This is a genomic window from Micromonospora sp. ATCC 39149 (assembly GCF_000158815.1).
Taxonomy (GTDB): Bacteria; Actinomycetota; Actinomycetes; order Mycobacteriales; family Micromonosporaceae; genus Micromonospora.
In genome coordinates, this window is the sequence record NZ_GG657738.1 from 3908288 (window position 1) to 3927564 (window position 19277).

14 protein-coding genes and 2 pseudogenes are annotated in these 19277 nt (G+C 73.2%); 11 read left to right on the plus strand and 5 right to left on the minus strand.

The genetic code is table 11. The features are described from left to right. Both MCAG_RS34920 and MCAG_RS16735 read left to right on the plus strand, forming a co-directional pair. Positions 1 to 201: pseudogene (locus tag MCAG_RS34920) on the plus strand (mucin-associated surface protein); the annotation flags it as partial. After that, complete coding sequence (locus MCAG_RS16735) at positions 198 to 671, plus strand: Rv3654c family TadE-like protein (RefSeq protein ID WP_007074168.1); 474 nt, start codon at positions 198 to 200, stop codon at positions 669 to 671. The pseudogene MCAG_RS34920 and the gene MCAG_RS16735, both read left to right, overlap by 4 nt. Positions 672 to 949: 278 nt before the next feature. Here MCAG_RS16735 and MCAG_RS16740 read toward each other — a convergent pair whose 3' ends face one another. The 3 genes from MCAG_RS16740 to MCAG_RS16750 form a co-directional block, all read right to left on the minus strand. After that, positions 950 to 1528 carry a hypothetical protein gene (locus tag MCAG_RS16740; RefSeq protein WP_007074169.1) on the minus strand — a complete coding sequence of 193 codons (579 nt, stop codon included), beginning with the start codon at positions 1526 to 1528 and terminating at the stop codon, positions 950 to 952. A gap of 181 nt (positions 1529 to 1709) precedes the next feature. Further along, positions 1710 to 1916 carry a hypothetical protein gene (locus MCAG_RS16745; RefSeq protein WP_007074170.1) on the minus strand — a complete coding sequence of 69 codons (207 nt, stop codon included), beginning with the start codon at positions 1914 to 1916 and terminating at the stop codon, positions 1710 to 1712. Positions 1917 to 2091: 175 nt separating this feature from the next. Beyond that, a complete protein-coding gene (locus tag MCAG_RS16750; protein WP_007074171.1) occupies positions 2092 to 4548 on the minus strand; it encodes a DEAD/DEAH box helicase in 2457 nt (818 codons plus the stop codon). 141 nt (positions 4549 to 4689) lie between these two features. Here MCAG_RS16750 and MCAG_RS16755 point away from each other — a divergent pair, with 141 nt between their 5' ends. From MCAG_RS16755 to topA, 6 genes are all read left to right on the plus strand, one after another. Next, the gene (locus MCAG_RS16755) at positions 4690 to 5046 is read left to right on the plus strand and encodes an STAS domain-containing protein (protein WP_007074172.1); all 357 of its coding nucleotides are present in this window, start codon (positions 4690 to 4692) and stop codon (positions 5044 to 5046) included. Beyond that, entirely contained in the window at positions 5043 to 5480 is a 438-nt protein-coding gene (locus MCAG_RS16760) for an ATP-binding protein (RefSeq protein ID WP_036373796.1), read from the plus strand. The genes MCAG_RS16755 and MCAG_RS16760 overlap by 4 nt, the downstream gene beginning before the upstream one ends. A gap of 421 nt (positions 5481 to 5901) precedes the next feature. Then, positions 5902 to 8286, plus strand: coding sequence for a sodium-translocating pyrophosphatase (locus MCAG_RS16765; protein WP_007074174.1), 2385 nt, complete (start codon positions 5902 to 5904; stop codon positions 8284 to 8286). A 156-nt stretch (positions 8287 to 8442) separates the two neighbouring features. Beyond that, entirely contained in the window at positions 8443 to 8985 is a 543-nt protein-coding gene (locus MCAG_RS16770; RefSeq protein WP_007074175.1) for a hypothetical protein, read from the plus strand. Further along, positions 8976 to 9593: a hypothetical protein gene (locus tag MCAG_RS16775; protein WP_007074176.1), complete on the plus strand. Its 618-nt coding sequence runs from the start codon at positions 8976 to 8978 to the stop codon at positions 9591 to 9593. The genes MCAG_RS16770 and MCAG_RS16775 overlap by 10 nt, the downstream gene beginning before the upstream one ends. A gap of 335 nt (positions 9594 to 9928) precedes the next feature. Further along, positions 9929 to 12736, plus strand: a complete 2808-nt coding sequence (gene topA / locus MCAG_RS16780; protein ID WP_007074177.1) for a type I DNA topoisomerase — start codon at positions 9929 to 9931, stop codon at positions 12734 to 12736. 52 nt (positions 12737 to 12788) lie between these two features. Here topA and MCAG_RS16785 read toward each other — a convergent pair whose 3' ends face one another. After that, positions 12789 to 14105, minus strand: a complete 1317-nt coding sequence (locus MCAG_RS16785; protein ID WP_007074178.1) for a D-arabinono-1,4-lactone oxidase — start codon at positions 14103 to 14105, stop codon at positions 12789 to 12791. 225 nt (positions 14106 to 14330) lie between these two features. Here MCAG_RS16785 and MCAG_RS16790 point away from each other — a divergent pair, with 225 nt between their 5' ends. Continuing rightward, a complete protein-coding gene (locus MCAG_RS16790) occupies positions 14331 to 14924 on the plus strand; it encodes a TetR family transcriptional regulator (protein ID WP_036373799.1) in 594 nt (197 codons plus the stop codon). Positions 14925 to 14973: 49 nt separating this feature from the next. On the opposite strand, the gene MCAG_RS16795 is transcribed toward MCAG_RS16790, so the two are convergent. After that, positions 14974 to 16182 carry an amino acid deaminase/aldolase gene (locus tag MCAG_RS16795; RefSeq protein WP_007074180.1) on the minus strand — a complete coding sequence of 403 codons (1209 nt, stop codon included), beginning with the start codon at positions 16180 to 16182 and terminating at the stop codon, positions 14974 to 14976. A gap of 346 nt (positions 16183 to 16528) precedes the next feature. Here MCAG_RS16795 and tmk point away from each other — a divergent pair, with 346 nt between their 5' ends. Both tmk and MCAG_RS35930 read left to right on the plus strand, forming a co-directional pair. Further along, positions 16529 to 18625, plus strand: coding sequence for a dTMP kinase (gene tmk / locus MCAG_RS16800; RefSeq protein WP_007074181.1), 2097 nt, complete (start codon positions 16529 to 16531; stop codon positions 18623 to 18625). Then, a pseudogene (locus tag MCAG_RS35930) lies at positions 18625 to 19277 on the plus strand (DNA polymerase III subunit delta'); the annotation flags it as partial. The gene tmk and the pseudogene MCAG_RS35930, both read left to right, overlap by 1 nt.

The window sequence follows — 19277 nt, forward strand, 5'->3', positions numbered from 1 at the left end:
TCCCGGGGCCAACCCGGCGGCGCGGCCGGTGCCGCTGCGGCACCGGCGGGGGCGGACGTCTCGGTCGCCGTGAACGGCGACCGGGTCACCGCGACCGTACGCGCGCCGGTGCGCGCTCTCGGTGCCAGGCTTCCCCGTATCACCGTGGCCGCCACTGCGGTCGCCGCCGTCGAGCCCGGTGCTCCGGGTCCTCGGCCATGACGAGCCGGGCGGGACGCGCCACCGGCCTGGGACGCGCCGGACGTGCGGTGACAGCCGACGGCGGGACCGGAGAGGCACCCGCCGTCCGTGCCGACGGTCGAGGCGGTGAGCCGGCCGACCGACGGGGCGGAGAACGGGGCGGGGCGACGGTGTGCCTGCTCGCCATCGGGCTGGTGTTCGTCGTGATCGGCGCTTTCGGTGCGGCGGTCGGCGCGGCGCGGGTCGCCCGGCAGCGGGCCGGGGTGGCGGCGGACTTCGGGGCGCTCGCGGCGGCGGGTCGCGCGTTGAGCGGCGATGGGGTGGCCTGCGGGGCCGCCGAGGCGATCGTGCGGGCCAACGGGGCGCGGGTGGTCGGCTGCCGGCTCGACGGGCTGGATGCCGTGGTGACGGCGGAGGTGGCAGTGGCCGCGGCGCCGGGCCTCACGCGGGTCGCCACGGTGACCTCCCGGGCCGGCCCGCCACGCGGCTGACGTCGACGCCGGCTGACGTCGACGCCGGATGGTGGTTAGCGCGGATCGTGTAGCGGGCCGGATGGTGACGGGAGGCCGGATGGTGTGGCGAGGGCAGATAGTGGCGAGGGCCGGATGGTGGCGACCGCACGCTCAGGCGGCGGCCTCGCTGGGGCGGCTCCCTGCCCTGGTGGGCCTGGCGGTCGGGGAAGCCGGGTACCGCTCCTTGGTCACGGTGGCCTTGTTGCGACTCCCCGGGGTCCGTGCCGGTTCGGCGCGGACCCCGGGCGGTGCGTCGGTCAGCGGCCCTGGAGGGCGTCCAGGCCGATCGCCATGGCGATCACGAGTCGGCGGTCGATCTGCGGGTTCTGCACCTCGACGGCGTACCGGTCCCGCAGGCCCCACTTCTTGATGACCGAGAACACCGGCTGGCCACCGGCGGTGAAGTCGAAGTGGTACGGCAGCCAGGACAGCGAGTCGACGAACCGGCGCAGCAGCGCCACCGGCATGCTCCGTTCCTGGCCGGTGGTCTGCGGCAGGCCGGCCTGCTCGACGTGCCACGTCGACCGCAGCAACGACTGGGCGAAGTCCTTACGGAACAGCCCGATCGGGTTGCCGGCGTGGTCGGTGACGTCGTACGTGGCGCCAAGGTCCAGCCGCTGCCGGGCCTTGAAGCCGAGCAGCGGCTGCTGCTTGCTGTCGTCGGTGTAGATGGTCACCTGTTCCTTGAACGCCAGCCGCTTCTGCTGCGCGAACGCCAGCAGTTCGCCTTCGGAGCCGTCGGGGGCGACGGAGTGGACCTCGTACTGGTTGACCATCATCCGGATCCGCTGCCGGATGTGGAACTGCTGTTGGTGCTGCAAGGCGTCGAGCTGCATGAGATCTCCTTCAAAGGGTCGCCGGAGTCTCGCACAGCCGTCTCCTCGCCGTCCGTCGACGGCCTCAGCACGCGAGCGCCCGTCAGCGCCCGAGCGCCCGCCGTAGAGTCCAGCGCCCGACCGCCCGACCGCCCGCCAGCGCCCGCTGTGGACTTCAGCACCCGAGCGCCCGCCGTCGGTGTCAGCGCCCGCCGTCGACGGTGGCCTTGAGTGCCCAGCTGTTGAGCACCTGGTGGATGCTGCGCAGCCGCTCGTTGATCTGTTCCAGCCGTTCCGCCTGAGCGAGCGTTGCCATGGCGGTGCCGAGGGCGATCTGCTGGTCGAGGGTGAGGTGCTCCTGGTCGATGGTGTAGAGCAGGTCGACGGTCTCGGCGATGGTGTCGGCCACGACTCCTCCTTCGGCGGCTAGAAGGCAATTTCAGGGTAGTGGAGCATAGGCGGGACATGGAAGCGCTCCCATGCATCAATGCCCAGTACGTCCGACGGTCATGCACGCATCCCGAAAAGGCGGGCACTCGCAGCCCGCGCGGAGCGCCGGCCGTCAGCGCAGCTCGCGCGCCGCGTCAACCCCGGCCGTCAGCGCCGCCGGCAGGGCCCGGTCGGGGCCGCCGGGTCTGCTCGGCCGCCCGGCCACCCTGCCGAGGCGGCGGGGCAGCCGAGCCGGCCGACGCGCCCAGGCTGGCCAGCACCACGTCGAGGACCCGGATCGCTGCCGGCTTGGACAGCGGGTTGTTGCCGTTGCCGCACTTCGGGGACTGGACGCAGGACGGGCACCCCGCCTCGCAGCCGCACTCGGCGATCGCGTCGCGAGTGGCCCGTAGCCACTGGGCCGCCGTCCGGTACGCCCGCTCGGCGAAGCCCGCCCCGCCCGGGTGCCCGTCGTAGACGAAGACGGTGGGGGCCTCGGTGTCCGGGTGCAGCGCGGTCGACAGCCCGCCGATGTCCCACCGGTCGCAGGTGGCCATCAGCGGCAGCAGCCCGATCGCGGCGTGCTCGGCGGCGTGCAGGGCCCCGGGCACGTCGGCCGGCTCGACCCCGGCCGACGCCAGCGACTCCGGGGAGAGGGTGAACCAGACGGCGACGGTGCGCAGTTCGCGGGCCGGCAGGTCCAGCGGCCGGGTGTCGATGACCTCACCGGAGGAGATCCGCCGCCGCTGGTACGACACCACCTGGCTGGTCACGTCCACCTCGCCGAGGAAGAGGCCGACCGGCCCGGCGTCGACGTACGAGCGGACCGACGCCACGGTGAGCGAGGTGACGTCCCGGGCGTGGGTGGACCAGTCGGGCTCCTCCGGGTGCACCAGCGCGCATCCGTCGGCGAGGTCCAGGGAGTCGACCACGTACGAGACGCCCTGGTGCAGGTGGACCGCGCCGGGGTGGACGAGGAAGTGCGCCGAGCCGCCGTCGACGGTGCCGAGCAGCCGCCCGGTGGCCGCCTCGACCACGCAGACCGGGGCCCCGCCCTCGCCGCGCAGGTCCACCTCGGGCCGCTCCCGGTGCCGCCAGTACCAGCCCGTCGGTCGTTGCCGCAGCGCGCCGGCCTCGACTAGCGAGTCGACGGCCTCCTTGGCGCCCTCGCCGAAGAGTTCCAGGTCGGCCGGGGTAAGCGGGGCCTCGGCCGCCGCGCAGGCGAGCTGCGGGGCGAGCACGTACGGGTTGGCCGGGTCGAGCACGGTGGCCTCGACCGGGCGGCCGAACAGGGCCTCCGGGTGGTGCACCAGGTAGGTGTCCAGCGGATCGTCCCGGGCCACCAGCACGGCGAGGGCCTCACCGCCGGAGCGCCCCGCCCGCCCGGCCTGCTGCCACAGGGACGCCCGGGTGCCCGGCCAGCCGCAGATCAGCACGGCGTCCAGCCCGACCAGGTCGACGCCGAGTTCGAGCGCGTTGGTCGAGGCGAGCCCGAGCAAATCACCGTGCAGCAGGGCCCGCTCCAGTTCGCGCCGCTCCTCGCGCAGGTAGCCGGCCCGGTAGGCGGCCACCCGGCCGCCGAGCCCGGGGACGGCCTCGTCGAGGGCGCGGCGCGCGGTGGCGGCCACCACCTCCGCGCCCTTGCGGGACCGGACGAAGGCGAGGGTGCGTACCCCGGCGGCGACCGCGTCGGCGAGCAGGCCGGCGGTCTCCCGCAGCGCCGACCGGCGCACCGGCGCGAGGTCGACGGCCCCGACCGCCGGGTCGTCGGCACCGGGCAGCAGCGGCGGCTCCCACAGGGCGAACGTCACCCCGCCGCGCGGGGAGGCGTCGTCGGTGACGGCCGCGACCGGCAGGCCAGTGAGCCGCCCGGCCGCCGTCGCCGGGTCACCCGACGTGGCGGAGGCCAGCACCATGATCGGGGTACGGCCGAAGCGGGCGCACTGGCGGCGCAGCCGGCGCAGCACGTGCGCGACGTGCGAGCCGAACACCCCCCGGTAGGTGTGGCACTCGTCGACGATCACGTACGCCAGCCGGCGCAGGAAGCCGGACCAGTGGGCGTGCCCGGGGAGGATGCCGTGGTGCAGCATGTCGGGGTTGGTCAGCACGAACCGGGAGTGCCGGCGGATCCAGTCCCGCTCGGCGCGTGGGGTGTCCCCGTCGTAGCAGGCGGGGCGTACCCCGTCGAGTTCCAGGCCGGCGACGGCGCGCAACTGGTCGGCGGCGAGCGCCTTGGTCGGCGCCAGGTAGAGCACGGTGGCCCGGGGGTCGGCGAGCAGGGTGGCCAGCGCGGGAAGCTGGTACGCCAGGGACTTGCCGGACGCGGTGCCGGTGGCGACGACGACGTGCGTGCCGGCGTACGCCAGGTCGGCGGCCTCGGCCTGGTGCCGCCACGGCGCGACCACGCCGCGTCGGGCGAACGCCGCGCGTAGTTCCTCGGGGGCCCATCGTGGCCACGGCACCTGTTCCCCGGCCCGGGCCGGCACCCGTTCGACGTGGGTGACCGGGTCTGCGTCGGCACCGGTGCGCAGCCGGCGCAGCAGCTCGTTCGGGCCCTCGCCCGGGGGGCGGTCGGGGCCGTGGCCTGCGGCTACGGTGGCTGCGGGGGTCACGTCCTGCACTCTCGCACAAGTGTTCGGAGTTGGTTTCCGGGGGTGTGGGTAAGGGGGAGCCTTCGCCGGTGACCTCGCGGACGGTTTCGGCGGAGATGGTTAGATGCCCAGGAGAGTTTACGACTCTTGCGAGGAGGACCGATGGAGCTGTCGCTGGCGACCCGTGCCGTGGGGAAGCACACGGTGCTCGAGGTCGGCGGTGAGGTCGACGTGTACACGGCACCTCGGCTGCGGGAACGGCTCCTGGAGTTGGTCGACGGCGGGGCCCGGCACGTCGTGGTGGACCTGGGCCGGGTCGACTTTCTGGACTCCACGGGCCTGGGTGTGCTGGTCGGCGCGCTGAAGCGGCTGCGCGCGGCGGGCGGCAGCTTCGCGCTGGTCTGCGGCAAGGAGCCGCTGCTCAAGATTTTCCGGATCACCGCGTTGGACCAGGTCTTCCCGCTGCATCCGACCGTCGATGCGGCGATCGGGGCCGATCCGAGCGGCGCCGGCGCCTGATGGCGACGGTTCGGCTCTCCTTCTCGCCGGCTCCGGTGCACGTCCGCACCGCCCGGCTGGTCGGTGTCGCGGTGGCCCGCCGCGCTGGCGTCCGCGAGGACCTGCTCGACGAGGTGCGGCTGGCCATCGGCGAGGCGTGCACCCGGGCGGTCGCCCTGCACCGGCAGTACAACGTGCCGGACCCGGTGCTCGTGGAGATGTCCGACAGCGGGGCGTACGCGGTGCGGGTGGTGGACCGGGCGCCGATCGAGGCGAGCATCGGCCTCGCCGCGCTGGACGCCGACCAGCTCGCCAACGAGTCGCTCAACGAGGACGACCTGACCACGGGCGTGGGCTTCGCGCTGCTCGCCGGCTTCGTCGAGGATCTTCAGGTTCGCCCCGTCGATGAGGGCGTCGGCACCGAGGTCCGCATGGTCTGGCCGGTGCAGCGCTGATCCCCGGCTCAATGCCTGCTGACCTTATGTTCAACTTCCGACTGACCGTATGATCAACCCCGGCTGACTGTGCGCTCAGCTGTCTGAGCTGACTTCGCGCTCAGCATACTGATTCGCTGATCAGGGCCGTGCTCCCGACCGGGAGGGCGGCCCGTTTGTCGTGGTCGGGCTCTATATCAGATTTTTTCAGGTAACACAGCGACGAAGATCATCCCGACATGGTGCCCCATAATGTGACCTCCAGCACTACGGAGGGCTACAGTACGCGGGTTGTGAGCAAGTGATCCTTCCCGCAGCCAGCGGGTATGGGTGTTCATCGCTGGTCCGCTGGAGTGGGTTGGCGCGCTTGCGAGTCCGCATCCAGGCGTCGGTCTGTGCGTCTCCACCGGCCGGCGCGAGTGTTCGGTACAGGAGGACACAGATGTCCGGGACCTTCGCCGCCGACGGCGGCGCACTGTCCCTTACCGGAGCCAACCTGACGTACGTCGTCATCGCCGCGGTCATCGCGCTGATGGCACTCGTCTTCGCCGCCGCCTTGACCAAGGCCGTGCTGGCAGCCGGTAAGGGCACCACCAACATGCAGGAGATCTCCGGGGCGGTACAGGAGGGGGCCTCGGCCTACCTGCTCCGGCAGTTCAGGACCCTCGCGATCTTCGTGGCGATCGCCGTGGTGCTGCTCTTCCTGCTGCCGGTGCACGACACCGACGGCAGCGAGATCGCGGTGAAGATCGGCCGGTCCGCCTTCTTCGTGGTGGGCGCCCTGTTCAGCGCGTTCATCGGCGGTGCCGGCATGTGGCTGGCCACCCGCGCGAACCTGCGGGTCGCCGCCGCAGCCCGGGAGGCGACCGGCGGCCGGGAGGGCGCCATGAAGATCGCCTTCCGCACCGGCGGCGTGGTCGGCTTCCTCACCGTCGGCCTCGGCCTGTTCGGTGCGGCGCTGGTCGTCCTGCTGTTCAAGGGCGACGCCCCGACCGTGCTGGAGGGCTTCGGCTTCGGCGCCGCGCTGCTCGCCATGTTCATGCGGGTCGGCGGCGGTATCTTCACCAAGGCCGCCGACGTCGGCGCCGACCTGGTCGGCAAGGTCGAGCAGGGCATTCCCGAGGACGACCCGCGCAACGCCGCCACCATCGCCGACAACGTGGGCGACAACGTCGGCGACTGCGCCGGCATGGCCGCCGACCTCTTCGAGTCGTACGCGGTCACGCTCGTCGCCGCGCTGATCCTCGGTCGGGCCGCGTTCGGCAACGACGGCCTGGTCCTCCCGCTGATCATCTCCACGATCGGCGTGCTGGTGGCGATCGTCGGGGTCTTCATCACCCGGCTGCGCGCCTCCGACCGCAACGGCCTCACCGCGATCAACCGGGCCTTCTACCTCTCGGCCCTCTTCTCCGCCGTCCTGGTCGCTATCGCGTCCTACGCCTACCTCAAGCCGACCTGGGCCGACCTGCTCGGGGCCGAGTGGCGGGCCAGCCTCGGCGTCGACGGCGGCGACCCGCCGCTGGGCCCGCGTGGGATGACCATCGCCGCCGTGATCATCGGCATCGTGCTGGCCGCCGCGATCCAGGCGCTCACCGGCTACTTCACCGAAACCAACCGTCGCCCGGTGCAGGACATCGGCAAGAGCTCGCAGACCGGCCCGGCGACCGTCATCCTCGCCGGCATCAGCGTCGGCCTGGAGTCGGCCGTCTACTCGGCGCTGCTGATCGGCGCGGGCGTCTTCGGCGCGTTCCTGCTGGGCGGCGGCTCCATCACGCTGTCCCTGTTCGCGGTGGCGCTGGCCGGCACCGGACTGCTCACCACCGTCGGCGTGATCGTCGCGATGGACACCTTCGGCCCGATCTCCGACAACGCGCAGGGTGTGGCCGAGATGTCCGGCGACATCGACGAGAACGGCGCCCGGATCCTCACCGAGCTGGACGCGGTCGGCAACACCACCAAGGCGATCACCAAGGGCATCGCGATCGCCACCGCCGTTCTCGCGGCGACGGCGCTGTTCGGCTCGTACACCGACACGCTACGCACGGCGTACGCGGACGCGGGCGTCGGCGACGTCGGCGCGGAGATCCTCAACTCGCTGAACGTGGCGAACCCGCGCAACCTCGTCGGCCTGATCATCGGCGCGGCGGTGGTCTTCCTCTTCTCCGGGCTGGCCATCAACGCGGTCTCCCGCTCGGCGGGCGCGGTGGTGATGGAGGTCCGCCGGCAGTTCCGCGAGCTGCCGGGGATCATGGACCGCACCCAACGACCCGAGTACGGCAAGGTCGTAGACATCTGCACCCGGGACGCGCAGCGCGAGCTGGTGACCCCCGGTCTGCTCGCCATCCTCGCCCCGATCGCCGTCGGTTTCGGCCTCGGGCCGGGCGCGCTGGCGGCGTACCTGGCCGGGGCGATCGGCGCCGGCACCCTGATGGCGGTCTTCCTGTCCAACTCCGGCGGCGCGTGGGACAACGCCAAGAAGCTCGTCGAGGACGGCGCGTTCGGCGGCAAGGGCTCCGACTCGCACGCCGCCACGGTGATCGGCGACACCGTCGGCGACCCGTTCAAGGACACCGCCGGCCCGGCGATCAACCCGCTGATCAAGGTGATGAACCTGGTCTCGCTGCTGATCGCGCCGGCCGTCGTGGCGTGGAGCGTCGGCGACAACCGCAACGTCGGCCTCCGCGTCGGCATCGCGGTGGCGGCCACGCTGATCATCGTGGCGGCGGTGGTGTTCAGCAAGCGCAAGGGCGTCGCGATGGGCGACTCCGACGACAGCGGCACCGGTGCGGGCAGCGCCGGCCAGCGGCCGGAGACGGTCAACGCCTGAGCGGTGACACAGCGGGTTCCCGGCCGGTCGACCACCTGCGGCCGGGAACCCGCCGTCGCCGCGACGCCGCCCAGGGCCCGCCCGTACCGTTTCGGCCCACCGGGGGCGGCAAACCGACCCGTGGCACAACGGCGCGGAGGCCGTACGCTGCAACGCATGCGCACGTGCCGGGCGGCGACCGCCGGAAAGCTCACGGTGGTCCTCGCCACGCTCGTCCTGGCACTGGCCGCGTGCGGCGGCGGTCCCAGCCCCCGGGCCTGGGCGGCGTCGGTCTGCGAGGCGCTCACCCCGTGGCGGGCCGAGATCAACAAGCTGACCAGCAGCACCCAGCAGCAGATGACCGCGCAGACCACCCCGGCCCAGGCAAAGGAGAACCTGGTGCGACTCTTCGCCGGCGCGGAGAACGCCAGCGAGACCGCCCGCCGCAAGGTCGACGAGGCCGGTGTCCCGGAGACCGAGCACGGCGAGGAGATCTCGGCGCGCTTCCAGGCGTCCCTGGGCAAGGTGCGCGACGCGTACGGCCGGGCCCGGGACACCATCGACGGGCTCGACACCGGCGAGGCCACCGCCTTCTACGACGGGGTGCGCGCGGCCGTGGAGACCCTCGACAAGGAGTACGACGCCAGCGCGCTGGACACCAGCCGGCTCGACTCCGAAGAACTCAGGCAGGCCTTCGACGAGGTCCCGGAGTGCCGCTGACGTCCCCCAACCGACCAACCGACCCGGTGCGGCAGCTCTCCCTGTTCGGCGCCGAGGCGGCGGATCCGTCCGTCGCCGATCTGGCCGGCCTGCTCGCCGGGCCCGGGGAGGTGTCCCGGATGGGCGGCACCGCCCGGCTGTCGGTCGTGCTCGACTCCGCCTGGCGGGTGCACGTGCTCGTCGCCGAACTGGGCCGGCGCGGAGTCGCCGCGACCTGGGAGGCGACCGCCGACGGCCGGCACCTGGTGCGCACCTCGTACGCGAGCACCCTGGCGCCGCTCGCGCTGGCCTGGCTGGCGGCGGAGGACGTGAAACGGCCGCCCGCCGGCTTTCATCTCAATGGTCGGCGGTTGCGGCTCTGGGTGGCCGCCGCCGGAGCGGCCGACCCGCCCGGCTTCCTGCTCCGCCTCGGCGCGACGGACGAGCGCTGCTGGGGGCCGGTCGGCGCGGCCCTGGCCGCCGTCGGCCTGCCGGCGGTGCTGCTCGACGCGCAGGCGGGCGGGCCGGCGTACCGGATCACGGGCCGCCGCCGGCTGGCCCGCCTCGCCGACCTCATCGGCGACCGCCCGCCCACCGCCCCCGCCGCGGACTGGCCCGCCGCGCCCTGACCGGGCAGCGTGCACGTTCGGGCTCCTCCAGGTGTCCGATCAAGGACACTCCGGCTGTCGGCTCCCGGCGGGAAAAGCGGCTGGTGGGCCTCCACCGAGAGGCGGCGTCGTCACAGCGGCCCGCCCGGGGGCCTACCCACGGTGTACGGTGGCGCCGTCCGGCAAGACCGTCGCCGGTGCCCGGGAGGCGTGATGGGCGGTTTGCCGCCCGCGAAACCCGGAACGCGGGCGGCGCGTTACGTTGGACATCCGGACCGCCGGCGGTTCCGGCGGACCGAGGGTGGGTCCGTGCCCCGGATCGGCCGGCCACGAGCAGGAGTGAGGTCGCAGGAGACGTGCCGAGCAACGCCAGGACCACCCGTCTGGTCATCGTCGAGTCACCGGCGAAGGCCAAGACGATCTCGGGCTACCTCGGCCCGGGGTACGTCGTGGAGGCCAGCTTCGGTCACGTCCGCGACCTTCCGCGCAACGCCGCCGACGTGCCCGCCAAGTACAAGGGTGAGCCGTGGGCCCGCCTCGGGGTGGACGTGGACAACGGCTTCCACGCCCTCTACGTGGTCTCGGCCGACCGCCGGCAGCAGATCAGCAAGCTGGTGAAGCTGGCCAAGGAGGTCGACGAGATCTTCCTGGCCACGGACGAGGACCGCGAGGGCGAGGCGATCGCCTGGCACCTGGTGGAGACGCTGAAGCCCAAGGTGCCGGTCAAGCGGATGGTCTTCCACGAGATCACGAAGCCGGCGATCCAGGCTGCGGTGGCCAACCCCCGCGAGATCGACCGGGACCTGGTCGACGCCCAGGAGGCCCGGCGCATCCTCGACCGGCTGTACGGCTACGAGGTTTCCCCGGTGCTGTGGAAGAAGGTCATGCCGAAGCTCTCGGCGGGCCGGGTGCAGTCCGTGGCGACGCGGATCGTGGTCGAGCGGGAGCGGCAGCGGATGGCGTTCCGCACCGCCGAGTACTGGGACGTCCTGGCCACCCTCGCGGTGGCGAATTCGGGCGAGGGCCCGCGCACCTTCAACGCCACCCTCGTCGCGCTGAACGGCGACCGGATCGCCACCGGCAAGGACTTCGAGCCGACCACCGGCCGGGTGCGGCCGGGGGCGGGCGTCGTGCACCTCGACGAGGGCGGGGCGCGCGGCCTGGCGGCCCGCCTTCAGGGGCGGCCGTTCACGGTCACCCGGGTCGAGGAGAAGCCGTACCGCCGCCGTCCGTACGCGCCGTTCATCACCTCCACGCTCCAGCAGGAGGCGGCCCGCAAGCTGCGGTTCTCGTCGCAGCAGACGATGCGCACCGCGCAGCGGCTCTACGAGAACGGCTACATCACCTACATGCGTACCGACTCGGTGAACCTGTCGGAGACCGCCATCGCGGCGGCCCGCCGGCAGATCGTCGAGCTGTACGGCGAGCGCAGCGTGCCGCCGGAGCCGCGTCGCTACACCGGCAAGGTGAAGAACGCGCAGGAGGCGCACGAGGCGATCCGCCCGGCGGGGGACAACTTCCGCACCCCGGGCGAGGTGGCCAAAGAGCTGTCGGGCGAGGAGTTCAAGCTCTACGAGCTGATCTGGCGGCGCACCATCGCCTCGCAGATGACCGACGCGGTCGGCTCCAGCGTCTCGGTGCGGATCCGGGCCGTCTCCTCGGCAAGCGAGGAGGCCGACTTCGGCGCGACCGGCAAGACGATCACCGACCCGGGCTTCCTGCGCGCGTACGTCGAGTCGTCCGACGACGAGAACGCCGAGGCCGAGGACGCCGAGCGCCGGCTGCCCAACCTGGTCAAGGACCAGCCGCTGACCGCCGACGCGTTGGCCGCCCAGGGCCACCACACCCAGCCGCCGTCGCGGTACACGGAGGCGTCGCTGGTCAAGGCTCTGGAGGAGCTGGGCATCGGCCGCCCGTCGACCTACGCGTCGATCATGCAGACCATCCAGGACCGGGGGTACGTGAGCAAGCGCGGCCAGGCGCTCATCCCGTCGTTCCTGGCGTTCGCGGTGATCGGCCTGCTGGAGCAGCACTACCCCCGCCTGGTCGACTACAACTTCACCGCCAGCATGGAGAACGAGCTGGACGAGATCGCCGGTGGCGACCACGCCGCCGTCGACTTCCTCACCGCGTTCTACTTCGGCGGCGCCAACGGGGCCGGGGACCAGACCATCGCCCACGCGGGTGGGCTGAAGAAGCTGGTGACCGAGAACCTGAGCGAGATCGACGCGCGCAGCGTCAACTCGATCCCCCTGCACACCGACGACGAGGGGCGCGAGGTCGTCGTCCGGGTGGGGCGCTACGGACCGTACCTCCAGCGGAGCGTGCCCGGCGAGGAGCCGGCGGCGCACGGCGAGGGCGAGGAGGGCGGCGGCCAGGGCGACCGGGCGCCGATCCCCGAGGGGCTGGCCCCCGACGAGCTGACCCCGGAGAAGGTGCACGAGCTGTTCCTCGGCGGGGGCGGCGAGCGCAAGCTCGGCGACGACCCGGCCACCGGGGAGCCGATCGTGCTCAAGTCGGGCCGGTTCGGCCCGTACGTGGCCAGCGGCGAGCGGAAGTCGTCGCTGCTGCGCTCGCAGTCGCCGGACTCGCTCACCCTCGCCGAGGCGCTGAAGCTGCTCAGCCTGCCCCGGCTGGTCGGGGTGGCCCCCGACGGCGTCGAGGTCTTCGCCAACAACGGCCGCTACGGCCCGTACGTCAAGCGCGGTGACGAGTTCCGCTCGCTGGACTCGGAAGACAAGATGTTCACGGTCACGCTGGACGAGGCGCTGGCCCTGCTGGCCGCCCCGAAGACCCGCCAGCGCCGGGCCGCCGCGCCGCCGCTGCGGGAGATGGGCAACGACCCGCTGACCGAGAAGCCCCTGGTGATCAAGGATGGCCGGTTCGGCCCGTACGTGACGGACGGGGAGTTCAACGCGTCCCTTCGGCGGGGGCAGACCCCGGAGGCGCTGACCGTCGAGGAAGCCTCCGAGATGCTCGCCGAGAAGCGCGCGAAGGGCCCGGCCCCGAAGAAGGCGGCGGCGAAGAGGGCCCCCGCCGCCAAGAAGACAACCGCCACGAAGAAGGCCACCGCCACCAAGGCCACCGCCACGAAGAAGGCCACGGCTGCCAAGAAGGCCACCCCGGCCAAGAAGGCGACACCCCCCAAGAAGGCCACCACCTGAGATTCCCGCCACGGCGTCAGGGCGCCACCCCGCCTAATCTGCGAGCGGAAGCTCAGGGGCCGAGGAGAGTGGTCAGGTGGGGGGAGCCGAAGACGCCGTGCGGGTCCAGGCGGGCGCGGAGGGCCTGGAAGTCGGCGAACCTCGGGTACGTCGGGGCCAGCGACTCGGCGTCGCGCCAGTGCAGCTTGCCCCAGTGGGGGCGTCCGCCCAGGCCCGTGGCCATTTCCTCGACGGCCCGGAAGTACGGCTCGTACGGGACGCCGGCGTACTGGTGGACGGCGATGTACGCCGAGTCGCGCCCGTATCCGTGGGAGAGCCAGATGTCGTCGGCGGCGGTGAATCTGACCTCGACCGGGAAGAGCACCTTGAACGGGAGCCGGTCGATGATCCGGCGCACCTCGGCCAGGGCCTCGGGCAGGGCGGCGCGCGGCAGCCCGTACTCCATCTCCATGAAGCGGACCCGGCGCGGGGTGCAGAAGACCGCGTCGGAGCGGCCGGTGTAGGCGCGTTCGCTGAGCGCCCGGGCGGAGGCCGCGTGGATCGCGGGCACCAGGCGCGGCGCGGCGCGGCCGAGCCGGCAGAGGCCGGCGAAGGCGGTGTTGGACAGGAAGTCGTCGTCCAGCCAGGCGCGCCAGCGCGGCAGCGGCCGGTCGTCGGTGGGCACCCGGTCGTTGACCTTGAGCTGCACCCGGTCGGTGTACGGGAACCAGAAGAACTCGACGTGGTCGTGCGCGGCGACCAGCGACGGCAGGTCGGCGAGGACGTCGGCGAGCAGGGCGGGGCGCTCGTGGGCGCGCAGCACGAAGGCGTCCACGACGCGTAGGGTCACCTCGGCCAGCACACCGAGGGCGCCCAGGGAGACGCGGGCGGCGGCGAAGACGTCCGGGTGTTCGCCCGCGGAGCAGCGCAGCACCTCCCCGGTGCCGGTGACCAGGGTGAGTGTCTCGACGAAGGTCGACAGGCAGCCGTACGCCGCGCCGGTGCCGTGGGTGCCGGTGGAGATCGCGCCCGCGACGGTCTGCGCGTCGATGTCGCCGAGGTTGGGCATCGCCAGGCCGTGTTCGGCGAGCAGGGCGTTGAGCCGGTGCAGCGGCATCCCGGCCGGTACGGTGACCAGGCGTCGATCGCGGTCGACCCGTACCCCGGTGTCGAGGTCGGTCAGCTCCATCCGGCTGCCGTCGGCGCATGCGACCGGGGTGAAGGAGTGGCCGCTGCCGACGGGCCGGATCCGCTCGCCGGCGGCTGCGGCGGCCTGGACGGCGGCGGTGATGTCGGCGATCGTACGGGGGCGGAGGATGGTGGAGGCGGCGCTGCGCTGGTTGCCGGCCCAGTTGCTCCAGCTGGGGCTCAGCGGTGTGGTGCTGCCCATGCGCGCTCCTCGACGTGAACGTGAAGTGTCTTCATATCAGGAACGTTGTGCCTGGTAAATACCGCAATCGAGGTCCGCTCGTTGTACCGGTAGTCACGTACTCGTGACGTGCAGATATGTTCATCTGTCGAAGGGGGGTGGCGCCGAGTGTCCACACCAGCCGCCACGACCGGGCCGTTGCGCCGGGTGCCGGTCCAGGGTCGAAGCGTCGCGCGCGTCCAGCGGATGCTGGACGCCTGCGCCGAGCTCGTCGACGAGGTGGGGTACGAGGGACTGACCACGACCCTGCTCGCCGAACGCGCCGAGGTGGCGATCGGGTCGGTCTACCAGTTCTTTCCGGACAAGCGGGCGATCGTGCAGGCGTTGACCCTGCGCACGATGGAATCGTACCTTCAGCGGCTCGACGAGAGATTCGCCTCGGACGACCTGGCCCACTGGTGGGACGGTGTCGACGCGGGGATCGACGAGTACATCACGATGCACCGCACCGTCCCCGGGTTCCGTACCCTGCACTTCGGCGACGTGGTCGACCTGCACCTGCTGGACGAGCAGCGGGACAACAACGGCGTGATCGCCGACCAGCTCGCCCGGGTGCTCACCGAGCGGTTCGGGATGGTCGACGAGCCGCGCCTGCGGTTCTGTCTGGAGATCGCCGTCGAGGCCGCGGACGCCCTGATCAAGCTGGCGTTCCGCCGTAACCCCGAGGGCGACGAGCGGGTGCTCGCCGAGGCCAAGGCGCTCATCCGCGAGTACCTGCACCGGCACGTCGAGGCGTCGGCCGAGGCCGCCGCCACCGCCGCCACCACCCCCGCGTCCTGAGCCGGCGGGGCGGGCGCTTCCGGCTCCCGGGGGCAGGTGGGCGAGAACGTCACAGGAAGGCGTGGCCCTCTCCGCGGTAGGTGGGGACGGTCGCGACAACCCGCTCACCCTCGACCAGGTGCAGCTCGTTGACGCGCTCGCACAGCTCGCCGGCCTTCGCGTGCCGGAACCAGACCCGGTCGCCGACGCGCAGGGTGGCCGCCGCCGGGCCGGCCAGCGGGGTCTGCACCTCTCCGGCCCCCTCGGCACCGAGGAGCGTCAGCCCGGCCGGCAGCCATGGGGTGGGCAGGCGGGTGCCGGCGGGCGGACCGGAGGCGATCCAGCCGGCGCCGAGCACGGTCGCCAGCTCGGGCGCCGGCCGGCGGACCACCGCGCAGGCGAAGAACGCCGCCGGGGTGGGGCGCCAGGCCCGGTACGCGTCGAACAGCGTCGGCCCGTAGAGGCCCGATCCCGCGGTGACCTCGGTGACCGCGGGATCGGCGCTGGTCGCCGCCACGCTGCCGGTGCCGCCGCCGTTGACGAACTCCAGGTCGGCGTGCTCGCGTACCGCCGCCACCGCCGCGCCCCGGCGGGCGAGCAGCTCGCGGTACGACCCGCGCTGGGCGGCCCGGATCGCGGCGGCGAGGGCCGCCCGCCCCGGCGGGGCGTCGCCCAGCCCGGCGATTTGCGCCTCGTACGACATGAGACCGACCAGCCGGAAGCCCGGCCGGGCGACGACGGCGGCGGCGAGCGCCCCGGCCGCGCGGGCGCTGTGCACCGGCGAGCGCCGCACCCCGACGTGCACCCGCCCGCCCAGCGGTCGCCAGGACGCGTCGAGGTCGACGCAGACGCGCAGCGCGGGCCGGCGGGCCGGCGGACACACCGCGTCGACGAGATCGAGCTGGTCGGTCCCGTCGATCATCAGCGTGACGGTTCCGGCCAGCCCCTCGTCGGCGGCCAGTTCGGCGAGCGCCCCCCGGTCGGCCGTGGGGTACGCCACGAGCGCGTCGTCGGTGACGCCGGAGCGGACGAGCCAGCTCGCCTCGGGCAGCGTGAACGCCATCACCCCCCGCCAGCCGGGGCGGCCCAGCACCCGGCGGAGCATCTCGCGGGACCGGACGGACTTGCTGGCGACCCGGATCGGCTTGCCGCCGGCCCGGGTGGGCAGCGCCGCCGCGTTGGTGTCGAACGCGGTCAGGTCCACCACCGCGTACGGCGGGTCGAGGTGGGCGGTCGCCCGCTCCAGGCGTACGCGCAGTTTGTCGCCTTGGGTGGTCACGTGTGCACGCTAACTGTCGATCGGTCAATGTGAAAGAGCCTCGCATTGCCGGGCGGGCGGCCGGTGGCGCCGGCGGCCTAGGCTGCGACGAGCAGGCACTGTCGCGGGCGGGAAGTCCCTCGGCCGGGACTAGAGTGTTGCACCGGGACTGCCCAGCGTTGGGCCGGCACGTGGAGGTACGGCCATCGAAAGCCAGAACAGCGGCGAGTCGCCCGGCGGGTCGCCGGCGGCCGGCACACCCGGCGGCGCGGACACCGGCCGCACCGGCGGTCAGGCGACCGGGCAACCGGCCGGATCAGCCGGGTCACCGGCGACGGACCGGTCCGGGGCCGCCGCGATCCGTTCCGTGCTGCGTATCCGGCCGTTCCGCCGGCTCTGGATCGTGCTCGGCGCCGCGTCCTTCGGCGACTGGCTCGGCCTGCTCGCCACCTCGGTCTTCGCCGCCGCCCAGGTCTCCGGCAGCACCGCCCAGGGTGCCGCGTTCGGCACGCTGATCGCGATCCGGCTGCTGCCCGCGCTGATCCTGGGCCCGGTGGCCGGCGTGCTCGCCGACCGGTTCGACCGGCGCTGGACGATGGTCATCTGCGACGTGCTGCGCTTCCTGCTCTTCGCCTCCATCCCGCTGTTCGCGCTCACCGGGGCCAGCGGCGGGCTGGTGGTCGGCTGGGCGGCGATCGCGACCTTCCTGATCGAGACGCTCACCCTGCTCTGGATCCCGGCCAAGGAGGCCGCGGTTCCGAACCTGATCCCGCGCGCCCGGCTGGAGGCGGCCAACCAGCTCACCCTGATCACCACGTACGGGCTCACCCCGATCGCCGCCGCGCTCGGCCTCGCCCTGCTCGACCGCAGCATCCGGGGAGCCACCGGCGGGCAGATGCCGTCCTGGGCCGAGCCGGCGCAGCTCGCGCTCTGGTTCAACGCGTTCTCCCGGCTGGCCACCGCCCTGGTGGTCGCCTGCGGGATCAAGGAGATCAGCCAGGCGCAGGCCAGCGGGGCGGAGCGCACCGAGCAGGGCGTCATGCGCCAGTTCACCGAGGGCTGGAAGTACATCGGCCAGACCCCGCTGGTACGCGGCCTGGTGCTCGGGATCTTCGGCGCTTTCGCCGGCGGCGGCATCGTGATCGGCACGGCCAAGTTCTTCGCCGCCTCGCTCGGTGCCGGCGACGCGGCCTTCTACCTGCTCTTCGGCGCGATGTTCATCGGCCTCGCCCTGGGCATCGGGCTCGGCCCGATGATCGTCCGGGACATGTCCCGGCGGCGCTGGTTCGGCATGAGCATCGTGCTGGCCAGCGCGTCGGTGCTGGTGCTCGCGTTCGCCGTGCACCTGTCCATGGCGATGCTCGGCGCGATCCTGGTCGGCGCGGGCGCGGGGATGGCCTTTCTCGCCGGCACCACGCTGCTCGGCGGCGAGGTCGCCGACGAGGTACGCGGCCGGGTCTTCGCGGTCGTGCAGATCGGCACCCGGCTGGTGCTGATCCTGGCCATCGCGCTGAGCAGTCTCCTCGTCGGCGTCGGCGGGTCCCGCAAGCTGACCATCGCCGACCTCGGCATCTCCGTCTCCTCCACCCGGCTGCTGCTGCTCGCCGCCGGTGCCGCCGGCATCTTCGCCGGGATCAGCGCCTTCGGCCAGATGGACGACAAGAAAGGCGTGCCGGTCCTCGCCGACCTCTGGGGGTCGATCCGGGGCCGCCCGCTGATGCCGGCCGAGAACTTCGTCTCCAGCGGGCTCTTCGTGGTCTTCGAGGGCGGCGAGGGGGCCGGCAAGTCCACCCAGCTCGCCGCGCTCGCCGAGCAGCTGCGCGGGCAGGGGCGCGAGGTGGTGGTGACCCGGGAGCCGGGCGCCACCGAGGTCGGGGCGCGGATCCGCGCGCTGCTGCTCGACGCCACCGCCGAGGGCCCGTCGCCGCGCGCCGAGGCGCTGCTCTACGCCGCCGACCGGGCGCACCACGTCGCGACCGTGGTCCGGCCGGCGCTGGCCCGGGGAGCGGTGGTGATCAGCGATCGGTACGTCGACTCGTCCCTGGCGTACCAGGGGGCCGGGCGGACGCTTCCCGTCGACGAGGTTTCCTGGCTCTCCTCCTGGGCCACCGGCGGGCTCAAGCCAGACCTGGTGGTGCTGCTCGACGTGGACCCGCACACCGGCTTGTCCCGGGTCGCCGCCCGCAGCGAGGGAACCGACCGGTTGGAGGCCGAGTCCGTCGCCTTCCACGAGCGGGTCCGGTACGCCTTCCTCGACCTCGCCGCGAACGACCCGAAGCGCTACCTGGTGCTGGACGCGTCCCGCCCGGTCGAGGAGACCGCCGCGCTGGTCGCCCGGCGGGTGAAGGAGTTCCTGGTCGACCCGGCCGGCATCGTGCACCCCCGTCCCGCCCAGGGGCCGGACACCTCGGTGCAGCCCGAGTTATCCGACGCGGAGCTGGTGACGATGGAGCACCGGACCTGATGCCGGGCGTCTCCGCCATCCCGCCGGGCGTCTTCGCCGACCTGGTCGGGCAGGACGAGGCGGTCGACACGCTGCGGCGGGCCGCCGCGTCGGCCGCCGCCCAACTCCGGCAGGCCGCCCTCGCGCGCGCGGCGTCCCCCGCCGGCCCCACGGTCGCCGGCGCTTCCGCCCGACCCGAGGCGCCCGCCGGCTTCGAGGACACCGACGGCTTCGACGACCTCGCCGCCGAGGCGGAGGCCGAGAACGCCGACGGGCCGGGCGGAGCCGGGCCCGCCGCCGAGCCCGGGGCCGGGATGACCCACGCGTGGATCTTCACCGGGCCGCCCGGCTCGGGCCGCTCGGTGGCCGCCCGCGCCTTCGCCGCCGCCCTCCAGTGCGCGTACGGCACCGGCTGCGGCGCGTGCCCGGGCTGCCACACCACCATGGCCGGCACCCACGCCGACGTGCGGCTGGTGGTGCCCGAGGGGCTCAGCATCGGCGTCGGCGAGATGCGCGCCCTGGTACTGCGGGCAGCCAGCACCCCGTCCGGCGGGCGCTGGCAGGTGGTGATCATCTCCGACGCCGACCGGCTCACCGAAGCGGCCGGCAACGCGCTGCTCAAGGCCGTCGAGGAGCCGCCGCCACGCACGGTGTTCCTGCTCTGCGCCCCGTC